General features: G+C 36.1%; 13 protein-coding genes. 9 read left to right on the top strand and 4 right to left on the bottom strand.

Annotated elements, in window-relative coordinates; genetic code table 11:
• Window positions 1-8 precede the first annotated feature (8 nt).
• Window positions 9-971, bottom strand: coding sequence for a stage II sporulation protein M (locus ACKU4N_RS14190; protein WP_321317357.1), 963 nt, complete (start codon window positions 969-971; stop codon window positions 9-11).
• 200 nt (window positions 972-1,171) lie between these two features.
• Here ACKU4N_RS14190 and ACKU4N_RS14185 point away from each other — a divergent pair, with 200 nt between their 5' ends.
• On the top strand, window positions 1,172-1,888 hold the full coding sequence (locus ACKU4N_RS14185) for an RDD family protein (RefSeq protein ID WP_321317355.1): 717 nt from the start codon (window positions 1,172-1,174) through the stop codon (window positions 1,886-1,888).
• Window positions 1,889-2,020: 132 nt separating this feature from the next.
• Here ACKU4N_RS14185 and ACKU4N_RS14180 read toward each other — a convergent pair whose 3' ends face one another.
• Together ACKU4N_RS14180 and ACKU4N_RS14175 are read right to left on the bottom strand one after the other, a co-directional pair.
• Window positions 2,021-3,169: a hypothetical protein gene (locus ACKU4N_RS14180; RefSeq protein WP_321317353.1), complete on the bottom strand. Its 1,149-nt coding sequence runs from the start codon at window positions 3,167-3,169 to the stop codon at window positions 2,021-2,023.
• 381 nt (window positions 3,170-3,550) lie between these two features.
• Window positions 3,551-5,512, bottom strand: coding sequence for an FIST N-terminal domain-containing protein (locus ACKU4N_RS14175; RefSeq protein ID WP_321317352.1), 1,962 nt, complete (start codon window positions 5,510-5,512; stop codon window positions 3,551-3,553).
• A 409-nt stretch (window positions 5,513-5,921) separates the two neighbouring features.
• Here ACKU4N_RS14175 and ACKU4N_RS14170 point away from each other — a divergent pair, with 409 nt between their 5' ends.
• The 8 genes from ACKU4N_RS14170 to ACKU4N_RS14135 all read left to right on the top strand — a co-directional run bounded on the left by ACKU4N_RS14170 (window position 5,922) and on the right by ACKU4N_RS14135 (window position 14,897).
• The gene (locus tag ACKU4N_RS14170) at window positions 5,922-6,236 is read left to right on the top strand and encodes a helix-turn-helix transcriptional regulator (RefSeq protein ID WP_321317349.1); all 315 of its coding nucleotides are present in this window, start codon (window positions 5,922-5,924) and stop codon (window positions 6,234-6,236) included.
• Window positions 6,230-7,546 carry a type II toxin-antitoxin system HipA family toxin gene (locus ACKU4N_RS14165; protein ID WP_321317348.1) on the top strand — a complete coding sequence of 439 codons (1,317 nt, stop codon included), beginning with the start codon at window positions 6,230-6,232 and terminating at the stop codon, window positions 7,544-7,546. The genes ACKU4N_RS14170 and ACKU4N_RS14165 overlap by 7 nt, the downstream gene beginning before the upstream one ends.
• Before the next feature lie 41 nt (window positions 7,547-7,587).
• Window positions 7,588-8,115 (top strand): hypothetical protein, encoded by a 528-nt coding sequence (locus ACKU4N_RS14160; protein ID WP_321317345.1) that lies wholly within the window; start codon window positions 7,588-7,590, stop codon window positions 8,113-8,115.
• A gap of 68 nt (window positions 8,116-8,183) precedes the next feature.
• Window positions 8,184-10,430, top strand: coding sequence for a U32 family peptidase (locus ACKU4N_RS14155; protein WP_321317343.1), 2,247 nt, complete (start codon window positions 8,184-8,186; stop codon window positions 10,428-10,430).
• 78 nt (window positions 10,431-10,508) lie between these two features.
• The gene (locus ACKU4N_RS14150) at window positions 10,509-11,213 is read left to right on the top strand and encodes an RluA family pseudouridine synthase (RefSeq protein WP_321317341.1); all 705 of its coding nucleotides are present in this window, start codon (window positions 10,509-10,511) and stop codon (window positions 11,211-11,213) included.
• Between the two features lie 302 nt (window positions 11,214-11,515).
• The gene (locus ACKU4N_RS14145; protein WP_321317339.1) at window positions 11,516-12,379 is read left to right on the top strand and encodes a UDP-2,3-diacylglucosamine diphosphatase; all 864 of its coding nucleotides are present in this window, start codon (window positions 11,516-11,518) and stop codon (window positions 12,377-12,379) included.
• Between the two features lie 155 nt (window positions 12,380-12,534).
• On the top strand, window positions 12,535-13,533 hold the full coding sequence (locus tag ACKU4N_RS14140; protein ID WP_321317337.1) for a glycosyltransferase family protein: 999 nt from the start codon (window positions 12,535-12,537) through the stop codon (window positions 13,531-13,533).
• Window positions 13,534-13,655: 122 nt separating this feature from the next.
• On the top strand, window positions 13,656-14,897 hold the full coding sequence (locus tag ACKU4N_RS14135; protein WP_321317335.1) for a DUF438 domain-containing protein: 1,242 nt from the start codon (window positions 13,656-13,658) through the stop codon (window positions 14,895-14,897).
• A 74-nt stretch (window positions 14,898-14,971) separates the two neighbouring features.
• Here ACKU4N_RS14135 and ACKU4N_RS14130 read toward each other — a convergent pair whose 3' ends face one another.
• Window positions 14,972-15,346 carry a thioesterase family protein gene (locus ACKU4N_RS14130; protein ID WP_321317333.1) on the bottom strand — a complete coding sequence of 125 codons (375 nt, stop codon included), beginning with the start codon at window positions 15,344-15,346 and terminating at the stop codon, window positions 14,972-14,974.
• Between the last annotated feature and the right edge of the window lie 8 nt (window positions 15,347-15,354).

Raw genomic sequence — 15,354 nt, 5'->3', positions numbered from 1 at the left:
ATTGGTTTTTATGAATTGCTTAGTTTTTGATATGTGGTTTTAGGATTAACAATAAAATACCAAATTACGAATAGCAGGGAACAGATGATAATGATCCAACTTAGCCACATTGGCATTTCGGTATGTCGGGTTACATAGCCTTCTAAAAAGCCGGCAACAATAAACATAGGTATAATTCCAATTACAATTTTAATGCCTTTGCGAACTCCAATTTGCATGGATGTTTTGCGAGGCAGGGTGCCAGGGAAAACAATACTGTTTCCCATTACAATTCCTGCCGCTCCAGAGATAATAATGGCAGAAATTTCAAGCGTTCCATGTATCCATATTACCCGGGTGCTCTCCCAGAACAAACCATTTTCAACAAAGAAATAAGTGAAGCTTCCCAGCATAATTCCATTATTAAAAAGAATGTATCCGCTTCCGAAAGCAGTAAGTATCCCAAAAACAAAAGCCATAAAGGAGACTTTAATGTTATTGATGGTAATTCCTAGAAACATTTCTGTTTGCCCTTCCTGTTTGTAAACGGCCATTGGATCTCCTTTTTTTATGTTGTCAATGGTCATATTTACGTAGTTATCTCCAAGAATAGCGCGTACAAAAGACTGATCATTAATTGTCGATACTACACCCAAAAGAGCAGCGGTAAGAAATATTAGTAAAGAATAAAGTAATTGTTTTCGTGTTTGGAAAAGAATTAAAGGCAAATCTGTAGTCCAAAACTGCTTGAATTTTCCCTTTTGTGCTTTTTGGTTTTTATAAATTTGTTGATGAACACTCACACTTAATTGATTGAGATATTCAGTAGTAGATGAATTTGGGTAAAAGGTTTGTGCATAGGAAAGATCATCCGTTAATTGGATGTATAAATTGGCAATGGAATCAGGATCGTTATGGGATTCATCAGCAAGAAGATTTTCAAATTCTATCCATTTTTTACTATTACGATCCAGAAAAACTACTTCTTTCATTTAGGGGATTTCTATAAAACAATGCTAAAGTTATTGTAATTAAGGAAAATTACAAATATCAGATTAAGTTTAAATGCTTGGTGGATTTACTAACTGGCAGTAAGTCAGTAAAATGATTTTAAATGATGAAAATAATTATTCGATTATTTCTTTTATTTTCTTATGATAGGTATATTCGGGTTCACAAAATTCAATAGCAAATGGCAGATATAGGAATAGAAACAACTCAAAATGTTCGCATTAATTTTCAATTGGCAAGTATTGGAGAAAGGATATCTGCCTCTTTGCTCGATTTATTATTCTTTTTTGTGATCTATATGCTTTTGCTGCTTGTAATTGGCTTAATAGGAAAAGATGCAGTTTGGATCTTGTTTTTTTTAGTCCCCTTAATGTTTTACTCCTTGATATTTGAGGTTTTTATGAACGGTCAGACTCCGGGAAAAAAAATCATGAAAATTAAAGTGAGCACTGTTGACGGATCAGCACCCACTTTTTTAAATTATTTGATTCGCTGGATGTTTCGATTGGTTGATGTTTCGTTGACCTATGGTATTTGCGGTATTTTGTGTATTGTGCTGGGAGAAAAAGGACAACGCCTGGGCGATATTTTAGCAAAAACGACTGTAATAAGAATAAAGCGAAAAGTGTCGATTGAAAATACAATTTTGGTTGATATTCCTGAAAATTATGAACTGGTTTTTCCTGAGTCGCGAAATATCAACGAAAAGGACCTGCCTTTGTTTAAAAAGGTGATTGCTCAGATTGAGAGCATGGAAGATCCGGTTGAAAAGCTGCAATTTGGGTTGCGGGCACGAAAAAATGTGATGGAAAAACTGGGAATCAAGACAGAAATGCAGCCTCTCGAGTTTTTTAAAACACTAATTGTTGACTACAATTTGATTCACCGCAATCGATAAGGAGTTTTAAAATACACAAAGAGGCAGAAAAATTAAATTTCTGCCTCTTTGTTTTTTTGAGTGCGTCTTTTGCTGGCAGTAAATAAACTTAAGTTGGCATCATATGTTCTTTTCTCAACATAAGAGTATTAATTAGTATAGATTATAGAATCGTCTTAACTCCGCAGTAAGATCAGTGAAAATAGGTTTTGTAAACTCTACAAATAAATCCTGATGAGCAGGAGGGAGAATTGGCTCGCTATGGCAAATATTCAATTCTTCTTTTGTTAAAGCTCTTTCGTCACCATTGTAATTTCCCCATTGGTAAAACCAGTTAAATTGACCACCAAATTGTTTGTTATTTACTTCCTTTTGGTTTTCGAATTCAATAATATGAAGAGAAAGTATTCCTTTAGAAATCACCTCACGTTTGTGAATATGCAATTTGGCTTTCACAATATTGTATACTTTAATTGTTTCGCCATTTTTTAGTTTGGTCGACCCAACTTCAACACTATCAGCACTTACAACTTGCTTTTCGATATCGGTATCGTGAGTTTCGCCAACTACAAAATCTTCGAAACGCATCCCAATAATCTGATCAGGATATTCCAGTTTCTCCAGTTCAGCTTGTTTGGGTGTGTAGAATCGTACAAATCTTCGTTTGATATTGTGAAAGATATATTGTGTTACCTGATCTTGAAAAAACTCAGCACTCAATTGATATTTTGTGGAGTTCACAGGCACATGATCAATAATCACTTTTAAGGTTGCCATTTCCTCTGCTTCAGCCATTTTATCGGCAACATCTTTGTAGTTGGGAACAAAACTATTGGCTTTTTCGAAATTCATAAAGGCTGTCACTGCATCTTGACGGGTTCCTTTTGCAAGTTCCATTGCGCCTGCTTTATAACATTCAGGCGCTGCATTTTGCCTAGCCATGTATTCTTCTGTCTGGTATTGCTTTGGATTAGGAATAACGCGCAATGCACCAGGGCACCTTCTAATTTCATCAGTCATTCTATTTAAAGTCTGGTAATGTCCAACGGTTTTTGAATACTTAAACGGATCATTCGAAGATAAAAGCGTGCTGATTTCCTGTTGGTACCAATTCACCGCCAAAGGATAGCTTTCCCTTAAAGTTAATTGAGCCTTTGCTTTATCAGGATTTGATCGTAACCGGTCTACCGATTTAATAACAGCAGAATAGTAATCTCCATTTTGAAGAGCTTTATTTCCGGTACTGCAGGCTGCAGAAATAAATAGAAGAGCAATAAGTGCGAAGCGTATCATTTTATTCATAGATGTAGGATGTTAGTTTTGATGCAAATTTAATTTTAAAATAGAGAATACGCCGGTAAGTTGATAAGGTTTTTTTTTTGCACGTTTAATTTTTTTTGTACCTAATTCGGAAGATTACAAATATTGAACCATTTTGTAAGTATAAAGTATTTTTAGGTTTCAAATGTTAGGTTGTTGTTAAATAAAATTAAACGTGTTTGACATTTAAAGTAATTTCAAATTACAATATTGAACTTTAATTATAATAGGGAATTCGATTTTTAAAATGGCTTTGTGAAAATTAATGCCGGCTAGGGCGTAGTTTGTAAAACAAGCTTACGTAAATAACGATTGATTGAAATCGTTATTTACGTAAGCTGCATACCAAAGGAGCTTATGGTATTAGTCAATAGGCAATGAGTAATAAAATATAGAACCTTGCCCTTGACTACTTTTAACATCCATTCGTCCTCTGTGGCCTTCGACAATCTTCTTAACAATGGCAAGACCTAACCCATGGCTTGATTCCCCGGCTGTGGGTTTAGTACTGGTCTTTTTAAACATCGTAAAAACATTTTCAAGTTCTCCTATAGGAATACCTTGTCCTTGATCAATAACTTGAGTGATTATCTGATTGTCTTCTTTAAATACTTTAATTTTTATCTCAGAATCAGGATAAGAATACTTAATTGCATTCCCAATAAGATTATTTAAAACTTGTATAATTTGCCCTTCGTCAATAGACAATGATTGGTGTTCAATTTCAGACTCAACAGTAATTAAAATTCTTTTCTTTTGAGCAAAAAAGCTATTGATTTTAGTATTCTGATAAATCAAAGCCATGTAATCAATCTCTTTTCGTTTCAGCTCCAGTTTACCCGATTCAATTTTTGAAATGTCCAGAAGGTCGTTTAGTAAATTCAGTAGATTTGAACTCTCTTTATTAATTAATGAAGCAAAATCTTTGTGTTCTTCATTTTTAATTTCTTCTGTTAGTAGGTCTGAGAAGCCTTGTATTACACCAAGTGGGCTTCGTAAATCATGGGCTACAATACCAATAATTTCGTTTTTTTGTTCATTAAGAACTTTAAGCTTACGACTCTTTTTTTCCATTTCTTCAATTAAAACATTGATGAAAAAAATCAGGCGGGAAAGAATTCGATTGTGTTGATTTTTAAATGGATCTAAAGGGATATTCTTTTTTAATGTGTCTTTTAATAATTCGGATTTTGTAATTGATATTCCTTCTCGAAATCCAACAGTAACCATTGAAGAATTAAGTAGAGCATGAAAGGACTTATCAGAATAAAATTCGCCAAAGGTGTAAAATCCGGCAGTTGGGGCAATGGCATTAAAAGGCAATGTTTCAAAGTCAACTTCATCCTGCATTAAAAATCTTCTGCAAATACAAGTGTATATAAAGATAGCTTCAGGTTTAAAATTACACATTTGGTGTTGCAATACGGCTGATTCTTCTTTGATAGTTTGAGGATTGCCGTATCCAATACGAAATTTTTCACCGGCCTTTACATCTGCTACCATTTGTATGGACTGATCATTTTCGTTCACAAAAAATGGAGTTCGGGCGATCTTGTTATTGTTTCGAGTTATAATAAAAGGAAACTCAAGACTGTTTTGAAAGAAATTGCTGTCGGCTTTAATTCCCAAATATTTTTCATAAACCGAAAACGCAGGCATATTATCAATTGTTTTAACCGCCACATCACCTACATCGGTTATTGTCATTTCTTTGCTCAGAGGTTGCCAACCAAGACAGGTCGACAATTCTATTTGTAAATTGTTCCCTGAAAAACAAACTGCAACAACACCTTCTTTATAGCATTGTTCTCCATCGAAAATCAATGTTTCGCGCTCATTTGCATAATCACCGGCTCCACCACCAAAAATTGGAAAATCGAGACTTGAAGTTGCCAGAGTGTTAAATATTTTTCCAGAATCGTTGGCGATAGGTGTGGAAAGTAATAGCATTCCCTTAATTTTATCATCCAGCAGTTTTGTGTTTCTAAGCAGTGCATTGCCAACCTTCTCTTCCTCTCCTAATTGGCAGCTATAAGAAAATAAATTTAGCTTTGCGCTTTCGAAAAAGGAAAACAAGACAGCTGTTGAATTTGTGAAAATTCTACCTTCTGTAATTTCTCCCACTGATGTAGCTCCGGTAATTACAGCGTCAGGGTAAACTTCTTTAATTGTTTCACCTATTGTCAAATACCAGTCTGATTTATTATGAGCTGAAAATATTTGTACAAGAAGAGATTGATATGTTGTAGTATGACTTATAGCATTAGATTGTAATATATTTTTAAGATCATTAATATCTGATATTTGGAAATTGTATTGATGCATGTTTTTGCTTTTTATGTGAAAAACGTATACAAGTTAATTACCTCTTAAAAATTTCAATAGTTAAGCTAGAATATACCAAAAGATAACAGTTAAATTTTTTGTGTCAAACTTTTTCAATAATTGAGATTGGTTCTTTACAAGTTTATGGGTGGTATTTGTTTTATGATAATAAAAGGAGTGTATGGATTCGATCTCTTCACGAAAGAAACATTTATTAAAATTAGTAAATACAAGTTTTTTGATGGAAAAAACCAACATAATAGTATGTTTTAAGCGATAATGATTGTATTTACACACATAGGATGTTTGTATTTGAAATATTTTTTCATATATTTATGCCTGTGAATACTAACATTAAATACATATAAAAACAATAATGATGGCAAATATCAACTATAATTGGGTTTCGATGAGTGATAAGGCAATTATTTCTACAATTGGCAGGTATGTAAAACAGCAACGTTTACTTCAAAATAAAACACAGGCAAAAATCGCTGAAGTTGCCGGAGTAAATCGCTGGACTGTGAGTCAGTTGGAGAAAGGAGAAGCTGTTTCGTTGATTTCATTACTTCAAATTTTGCGGGCTCTTGACTTATTGCATGTACTTGACCATTTTAAGATTGAAACTCAGTTAAGTCCATTGGAACTGGCTAAGTTGGAAAAGAAAAAAAGACAAAGAGCCAGAAGCAAGGATGATAACAAGCAAAATGAAAGCGAATGGTAGAAATAAAAACAGCATACGTTAAAATTTGGGAACAAATTGTTGGGGCCGTTGCTTGGGATGAGAATCAAGGGGTGGCCAGTTTTGAATTTGAGCCTAAATTTAAACCGTTGGGAATTGATCTAGCACCAGTAAAAATGCCGATTCAATCCGGTCAACGCATATTTTCATTTCCTGAACTCAGACCTTCAAAAAACAGCGAATACGATACGTTTAAAGGTTTGCCGGGTTTATTGGCCGATGTGTTACCCGATAAATATGGAAATCAGTTGATTAATGTTTGGTTGGCACAAAATGGTCGTCCGGCTAACAGTATGAACCCAATAGAACAACTCTGTTTTATTGGAACCAGAGGAATGGGAGCGCTGGAATTTGAACCCACACAACTCAACTCTAATACAAACTCTTTTCAGGTTGAAATAACTAGCTTGGTTGATATTGCACAAAAAATGTTGGGAAAGCGGGAAGATTTTGAAGCCAATTTGAGCAAAGATGAACAGCGGGCAATGATGGAAATCCTAAAAATTGGAACATCAGCTGGTGGAGCAAGACCAAAAGCAATTATTGCCTACAACAAAAGAACAGGACAGGTTCGCTCCGGACAAACGAATGCTCCAAAAGGTTTTGAGCATTGGCTAATAAAGCTGGATGGTGTAAGTGATGTGCAGTTTGGAAAAACTATTGGTTATGGAAGAGTTGAAATGGCCTATTACAATATGGCAAAAGACTGTGGAATAGAGATGATGGAATCTGATTTGCTTCAGGAAAATGGCAGAGCACATTTCATGACCAAGCGGTTCGATCGGGAAAATGGTTCTCAAAAACACCACATTCAAACTTTCTGTGCAATGCAGCATTACGATTTTAATGAGGTAGGAAGTTTTAGTTACGAGCAGTTGTTTCAGACCATGAGAATACTGCGTTTGCCATATCCGCAAGCGGAGCAGATGTATCGAAGAATGGTATTTAACGTGATTGCACGAAATTGTGATGATCATACTAAGAATTTTGCTTTTAGATTGAAAAAAGGAGAAAGTTGGGAGTTGGCACCGGCATACGATGTTTGTCATGCATATCGACCTGATAGCATTTGGGTGAGTCAGCATGCTTTAAGTATTAATGGCAAAAGAAAAGATATTACGAGAGAGGATTTGGTCAGCTTTGCAAAAGCAATGAACATTAAAAAAGCAGAAAAAATTATCTTTGAAATAAATAGTAAAGTGCAAAATTGGAATAATTATGCAGATGAAGTTAGCGTAGATTCCAAATTGCGGGATGCGATAAAAGGAACATTATTGAATTTTGAGAATTAGCATCCCATTATACTCCCATGAATAATCAGATGATAAAACATATGGAAAAGTCTAAACACTGTGAAATTTGCGAGAATCAGTTATATGATTTTAAAACGGGAACCAGATGTGGCATTACCAACGAGCGACCATGTTTTAAAGAAAAATGTTCTGATATAATATTTGATAAGAAATATCAAGATAAAATTAGGGAGGTTAATATTGAGTTTGAATCAATTCGAAGAGATAAATTTTTGTGCTATCTTAATTTTAGTCTGTATTTTGGGATTGGTGTTTCGTTGATGTTTACTGGTTACTTTTTGGGTGTTTATCTTTTTAAGAAAGGTGCAATGTCAACTGTTCCAATGGTTATAATTGGCATTGGTTTTTTAGTGTTGCCCAAAGCAATTGGATCGTTGGTGTCTTATTATCAGAAAATATCAGTCGCTCAAATGAAGAAAACTAAATTGGATGAAATATTATCAAGATATAACATAGAATATTCAATTGATGTAATTATTAATGCTGATATTCACGATAATAAAGAGATTGAAGCAAATCTAACTTTCTTAAGAAAACATCCTCGTTAAGCCTGACCAGATTCAGGAATTCAATTAAAAAAGCTTTACTTTTGGCATCTCATAAAGAGTAAGAGATTGTGACGAAAAGAAAGATTGAATTATTAGCACCGGGTGGAGACGTTGATTCCATAAAAGCGGCGATACTTGCCGGTGCAAATGCAGTGTATTGCGGATTGGATCAGTTCAATGCCAGAAATAGGGCTGTCAATATCAGTTTTCAAGATCTGCAAGGCATTCTTTATTTGGCTCACAGCCACCATTGTGAAGTATTTCTTACGCTCAATATCATTATAATTGAACGTGAAATTCCGGCGCTGATTAGTTTACTAAACAAATTGGTAAATACCAGTATCGATGGTGTTATTGTTCAGGATCTGGGAATGCTGTATTTGCTCCGAAAGTATTTCAAAAGCCTGAATGTTCACGCTTCTACTCAGTTGACTACCCACAATGAAGGTCAGATAAAATTCTTAAGCAAACTTTCCGTTGTCCGGGTTAATTTGTCACGGGAGTTAAACATCTGTGAAATAGAGAATTTGACTTCAATTGCACACGAGAATAATGTTTTAACAGAGGTGTTTGTGCATGGTTCCAATTGCATTTCCTTTTCGGGACTCTGCTATTTTAGTTCTGTTTTAAGTGGGAATTCGGGCAACCGCGGTCGCTGCAGTCAACCTTGCCGCGATCAGTACAAGACTACTGCTGCAGGCAAAGAATACCCGCTGAATTTAAAAGACAATTCGGCTTTTTTCGATCTGAAGGAATTGTATGATGCCGGTGTTGATTCCCTAAAAATTGAAGGAAGAATTAAGAAGTACGATTATGTGTACACGGTGGTGGATGTCTGGAGAAAGCAACTCGATACTTTTTATTCACAGGGCAAAATTGGTACGGATGATAGCCTTTTGTACAAGGTATTTAACCGCGGTTTCTCCAATACTTTACTGAAAGGAGAGATCAGCAAAAGCATGTTTATCGATAATCCCCGCGATCATTCCATCAAACATCTTTCAGAAATTAATTCGTACGCTTCCGCTGATGAGGTAGAGGCTGGGCAGTTAAAATTATATCAGGAAAAGGAAGATATTAAAGCTTTGGTTGAGGTTAAGATCAATCAGGTAAGTGCGAAAAAAGCGCCTTTGCAAATTCATCTTTCCGGAGAATGTGGTTCTCCGTTAAAAGTTTCTGTAAAAACACCGGAGGCAGGCTTTGATGTATTTTCGGAATGCAATCTGTTTGATAAAGGGACGGAGGTATTGACTGAAGCAGTGGTTTTAAAACGATTCAGAGCTTTTAACGATACCGAATATTTTATAGAGGAGTTGAATTTGGAAGGGATAAAGGCTGATGTTTATTTTTCTTTTAAAGAGCTTACCTCTCTTAAGAAAAGGATACTGTATATTTTAAATGGATCGAAAGAAATTGTTGAACCAGTTACGATTCCTGCGATAAAAAAAATAGGATCAGAGACTGATAAACCGAGTCTTTTGGTGTTGATTTCTTCGGAAGAAGATGTGTTTCTTGCTGACAAAACTAAGGCCGATATCTATTTTCAGCTGCCAAATAGTTTTAAGGATAAATGCTCTCACTTTGTAGATTTATTTACGAAGAACACAAGTTTGATTCCCTACTTTCCTTCGGTGATTATTGGGGAAGACTATACTGCGGCGGTCGAATTTTTAAGTTGTGTAAAACCAAAATTGATTGTCGCCAATAACATCGGCATTGCTTACGTAGCTCATCAGTTGGGAATAGATTGGGTGGCCGGTCCGCATCTGAATATTGTGAATTCGTACAGTCTGTTGGCTTTAAAAGAGGAATTGAATTGCTCTGGGGCATTTATTTCAAATGAGTTGAACTGCAATCAAATAAAAGGCATTGTAAAACCAGCGAATTTTAAATTGCATTACAGCATTTATCATCCCATTGTGCTGATGACCAGCAGGCAATGTTTGTTTCATCAGGTAACTGGCTGTGAGAAAAACCGGGTGGATGATACCTGTATTCAGTCTTGCGTGAAATCTGTCTCCATCACCAATCTTAAAAACGATTCGTTGCATATTGAAAAATCGAAAGGGAACTACCATACGGTTTATAATGAATTGAATTTCCTGAATACTGAAATTCTGAGCGATTTGCCAGCTGTATTTTCCTCTTTTATGATTGATTTGTGCGATGTGAAAACCGAAACCAAGTTATCTGCAACTAAATTAGAAGTCGTACAGCTTTTTGAAAATCTGCTTGACGGAAAAGTGGATTCAGAAACGAAAGTGAAAAAAGTCATTCAATCAAGCACCAACAGGCAATACAAAAGGGGAATTTAGTTGTATCCTTAAAATGAAAGTGCAATCTTTGCCGAATCAAATAAACAGGCCTTAATCCGATATCCGCAGATAGAAATAATGGAAGAGAATAAAAAAACACAGCATAAAGTAAAACTTAAATTTCAACCAAGAGGTTGTACCATTCTTCATGAAGATCAGGATATTATTGTCGTTGAGAAAGTGAGTGGTTTATTAACCATGGGAAGCGATAGAGAGCGCACGAAAACAGCTTATCAGCACGTAACGCATTATGTAAAAAAGGGAAATCCGCGATCGAAAAACAGAATTTTTATTGTGCATCGCCTGGATAAGGATACATCAGGCGTATTGGTATTTGCTAAAACAGAAGCGGCAAAAATATTCCTGCAAACCGAGTGGCAAAGTTTTAGTAAAACATACATTGCTGTTGTGGAAGGAAAGCTGGCTGAAAAGGAAGGTATTATAGAATCGTACCTTACTGAGAATAGCATTCACAGGGTTTTCTCTGTTAAAAATCCAAATAAAGGGAAGTATGCAAAAACCGGCTATAAAGTAATCAGGGAATCGAAATACTTTAGTATGCTTGCAATTAACCTGTTTACCGGTCGTAAAAATCAGATTCGTGTTCATTTCTCCGAACACGGACATCCGGTGGCCGGCGATAAAATGTATGGCATAAAAGGAAAAGGAGTGAAGCGATTGGCTCTGCATTCGGCATCACTTACCATACAACATCCTTTTACTAAAAAAGAGATGACTTTTGAAGCGAGTACTCCAGGTTTCTTTAAGCAATTAATGAAATAATGTAAAATAAGTCGGGCCAAGAGTAAAACAGACCGGAATGCCTTCTCAATTTTGTCGGGATTGCTCCCCCGATTTGTAGAAAGCTCGCCCGAAGTGAAGCAATCCCCGCCCGATTTGGAAATCTTTCGCCACACTTATTTTTTCTCCATTTTCCCTTTCCCGATCGTCCATCTCTGTTTTTTTTGATTTGTAACAATTTCTTAACAAAAGAGATGTGTCTTTTCATTATTTCATAAACTAGGCGAAGGTATAAGTTAACAAGAGCAGAATATATTTATCAGATAAATTAATCTGTAATACTTATGCCTAAAAGCAAACGTGAAGTAGATGTTTTGGTTCTTTCTGATATTCATTTGGGAACCATGGGGTGCCGGGCCGAAGAGCTGTTGAAGTACCTAAGTTCCATTCAGCCTAAAAAGGTAATTTTAAATGGAGATATTGTTGATATCTGGCAGTTTAGCAAACGATTCTGGCCAAAATCACACATGCGCATCATCAAGCATTTTACCTCTTTTCTATCGAAAGGGATTCCGGTGTATTACGTAACCGGAAATCATGATGAATTGCTTCGGAAATTTGAAGGTTTTACTTTGGGAGGTTTAAGCATTGTAAATAAAATTGTTTTGAATCTCGACGGAAAAAAGGCATGGATATTTCATGGCGATGTTTTCGATGTTACCATGCAGTATGCCAAATGGCTGACCAAATTGGGATCTATTGGTTACGACCTGTTGATCTTGATTAATTCTGCAGTGAACTTTTTCGCCAAAATGCTGGGGAAAGAAAAAGTCTCTCTTTCCCGAAAGATCAAAAACAGTGTGAAGTCGGCTGTGAAGTACATTAATAATTTTGAAGAAACAGCGGCTGATATTGCAATAAGAAAAGGCTACGATTATGTGGTTTGCGGGCACATTCATCATCCAGAGATGAAGGAGGTGAGCAATAGGGATGGAGCAACAATGTATCTTAATTCGGGTGATTGGATTGAAAGTTTAAGTGCTTTGGAATATCATCAGGGAAAATGGTGTATTTATGAGTACAGCGAAGATGAAAATGCCAGGGAAATCGTTCTTGATCTGGAGAGTTACAAGCTGGATGATTACGATAAAATATTTAAGGATATGCTTGGGGAATTTACCTCTGAAGATAAGCTTGCTGTATCATAATAAGATGTAACAGTTGGTTTTTGTATCCTTTTTACTTTTCCACTTTATTTCTTATCAATGAAACGTTCATGATTAAATAATTGTTGATTCATATACGGGAATGATTATTTATTCGTGGTAAGTTCCATCTGCCAAGACATCAAAAATATAAACAGATGAAAATACTATACGGAATTCAAGGTACCGGCAATGGACATTTAAGCCGGGCAATTGAATTAATTCCTCATTTAAAAAAAGAAGCTGAAGTCGATATTCTGATTTCGGGTTTGCATCACGATTTGGAATTCCATCATCCAGTTAAATATAAAAAGCATGGATTGGGCTTCTTTTTTGGTAAGAATGGCGGTGTAGATATTTGGAAGACCATTCGAAAATTTAATGTTTACCGTTTTATCCGGGACATAAAATCACTTCCGGTTGAAGAGTACGATTTGGTAATCAGCGACTTTGAGCCGCTTACTGCATGGGCCTGTAAATTGAAAAAGGTGTTTTGTCTCGGACTGAGCCATCAGTCAGCAATGCTGAACAGCAGAACTCCTTTGCCGGAAAATAAAGATGCATTCGGATTTAAAATATTAAAATACTATGCTCCATGTTCACAGAATTTAAGCTTTCATTTTAAAGAATACGGACACAATATGTTTACACCGATAATACGAAGGGAAATCCGAAAATTAGAAGTGCAGAACAAGGGCTTTTATGTGGTGTATCTACCGGCTTATTCCGATGAGAAAATAATTTCTGTGCTGTCGATGTTTTCATCTACTCATTGGCTGGTTTTCTCGAAACACAGCAAACAGGTTTATCAGAAAAATAATGTCAGCATTCGGCCTGTTAATTCCGAAGAATTTATCGAAGGATTAAAAGATTGTGAAGGAGTTCTTTGCGGAGCCGGTTTCGAAACACCTGCCGAAACCATGTATTTAGGAAAGAAACTGGCCGTGATCCCAATGAAGAATCAATTCGAGCAGGTTTGTAATGCTTATGCTTTGGAAGAATTAGGCGTTCCTGTTTTTTACGATTTAGAGAAATACAGTATTGAGTTAATCGGGCATTGGCTGAAAGAAAAGGAAAAGGCAGTTCACATAAATTACCCTGATAATGCGCGGAATGTGATTAAATATCTAATGAATCATTTTTCAGTAAATTCTTAGGTTTTATTCGCAGATCATTTATTTTATATCTGCTGTTTTGATGGGGTCGAACTTTTGTATGTGTTGGTTTCATGAGCTTTTTATTGTATTTTTCCTGAATTAGAAACGATAAAAATGACCATATGTCCGAATTCATAAACAACAATCAGGCAAGAGTTAATTCATTGTATGACTTTTGTTTTCAGCTGATAAATGGAGCAAAGGGTACCGAATTAATCAAAGAGTATCAGGCGGCTATCGACCAATTGACGCCGAACGATATTGTTTTGGTTGTACATCGTTTGGTTGAGGCAAAACTTCCAATGGAAGATCTTAAGATAGGAATCAATAAAGCACTCAACGTATTTCATCGGCAGATACAGAATCATTCAAAGCCTGATGTGGACTCAACTCATTTTTTAGGCATCATGATGCAGGAAAATGCCCAGTTGGATATCCGTTTAAAGGAGATTAAACCTTTGGCAAAAAGAATCAACACAATTAAAGATGAGGCGGAATTGGCTGAAGAATTGTCTTCTTTGAAAGTTAAGGTTGAAGCCTTGTCTGAGATGGATAAGCATTACCAGCGCAAAGAAAATATTTTCTTTTCTTATTTCGAAAATCAGTTTCCCGATTACAAATGTTTGGGTGTAATGTGGTCCATTCACGATGATATCCGAAGAGTTCAAAAGCAATTGACAGCAGAACTTACATCCGGTTTTATCGATTTAAGATTGATTAACCGTTTGTTGGGAGACTTGTTCTTTTTCATGTATGCAATTATTTCCAGAGAAGAATACCTGCTGTTTCCAGTGGCTTTGAATGCTGTTTCGGATGAACTGTGGGAGGAAATGAATGCACAAAGCCATGAGATTGGTTTCAGCTTTATCGAAGCCCCCAAACTGGTAAAAAAGGGAAAAAAGCAAGAAACAAACAAGCGCGAAATGGCAGAAGACAAATTAGATATGGATCAATTGGGTGATACACTCCTTAATTTCGAAACCGGACTAATGACGTTAAAACAAGGGATGATGTTGTTGAATCATTTGCCTGTTGATATTACCATGATCGATGAAAATGACAGGGTGTGTTTTTTCTCTAATCCGAAAGAGCGCTTTTTTCCCCGTTCGAAAGCGATCATTGGCAGAACGGTACAGAATTGTCATCCGCCCGGGAGCGTTCATGTAGTTGACGATTTGGTAAAAACATTTAAAAGTGGTGAAAAGGACAGCGAATCGTTTTGGATTCAGATGAAGGGGAGATTCATTTTGATTCAGTATTTCGCTTTGCGCGATGAAGATGATGCTTACAAAGGCTGTATTGAAGTCAGTCAGGATGTAACTGATATTCGGAAACTGAATGGCGAAAAACGCTTGATGGATTAAGTATAAAGGAGAAAAAGGAAAAGCCTGCAAATTCAATTGAATTGCAGGTTTTTCTCATATTTTGAAAGCAGGGATTATAGTCTGCTCATAAATTTCACAGGATCGATGATGTATCGAATATGTGATGCGTTTCCGATGTTTCCGTCTTCGTCCGAGGCTTCAATTTCGAAACTTAGTTTCTTGCCATCTACTTTCACTAATTTAGCGGTGCAGGTAATAACAGCTCCAACTTTACTGGCTTTGTTGTGTTTGGTGTCAATCTGAATACCAACACTATCTGTTCCTGTTTCCATTTCCGGATCGATACAGGCAACGGCCGTATTTTCCATGAAAGCCACCATGGCCGGTGTGGCAAACACTTCCAGTTTCCCAGAACCATGATGTATTGCTGTATCTGTTTTGCTGACAGTCATTGTTTGTGTTACAGATAATCCTTCTTTTAATGCCATATAAAAAT

This window comes from Labilibaculum sp., from assembly GCF_963664555.1.
Taxonomy (GTDB): Bacteria; Bacteroidota; Bacteroidia; order Bacteroidales; family Marinifilaceae; genus Labilibaculum.
Note: the sequence above shows the minus strand (reverse complement) of the source record. Positions and strands in the feature narration are given on the sequence as shown.

Excerpts from the sequence above, each read along its gene's own strand:
- ACKU4N_RS14190 (WP_321317357.1), bottom strand. The coding sequence starts at position 971 with ATGAAAGAAGTAGTTTTTCTGGATCGTAATAGTAAAAAATGGATAGAA.
- ACKU4N_RS14185 (WP_321317355.1), top strand. The coding sequence starts at position 1,172 with ATGGCAGATATAGGAATAGAAACAACTCAAAATGTTCGCATTAATTTT.
- ACKU4N_RS14180 (WP_321317353.1), bottom strand. The coding sequence starts at position 3,169 with ATGAATAAAATGATACGCTTCGCACTTATTGCTCTTCTATTTATTTCT.
- ACKU4N_RS14175 (WP_321317352.1), bottom strand. The coding sequence starts at position 5,512 with ATGCATCAATACAATTTCCAAATATCAGATATTAATGATCTTAAAAAT.
- ACKU4N_RS14170 (WP_321317349.1), top strand. The coding sequence starts at position 5,922 with ATGAGTGATAAGGCAATTATTTCTACAATTGGCAGGTATGTAAAACAG.
- ACKU4N_RS14165 (WP_321317348.1), top strand. The coding sequence starts at position 6,230 with ATGGTAGAAATAAAAACAGCATACGTTAAAATTTGGGAACAAATTGTT.
- ACKU4N_RS14160 (WP_321317345.1), top strand. The coding sequence starts at position 7,588 with ATGGAAAAGTCTAAACACTGTGAAATTTGCGAGAATCAGTTATATGAT.
- ACKU4N_RS14150 (WP_321317341.1), top strand. The coding sequence starts at position 10,509 with ATGGAAGAGAATAAAAAAACACAGCATAAAGTAAAACTTAAATTTCAA.
- ACKU4N_RS14145 (WP_321317339.1), top strand. The coding sequence starts at position 11,516 with ATGCCTAAAAGCAAACGTGAAGTAGATGTTTTGGTTCTTTCTGATATT.
- ACKU4N_RS14140 (WP_321317337.1), top strand. The coding sequence starts at position 12,535 with ATGAAAATACTATACGGAATTCAAGGTACCGGCAATGGACATTTAAGC.
- ACKU4N_RS14135 (WP_321317335.1), top strand. The coding sequence starts at position 13,656 with ATGTCCGAATTCATAAACAACAATCAGGCAAGAGTTAATTCATTGTAT.
- ACKU4N_RS14130 (WP_321317333.1), bottom strand. The coding sequence starts at position 15,346 with ATGGCATTAAAAGAAGGATTATCTGTAACACAAACAATGACTGTCAGC.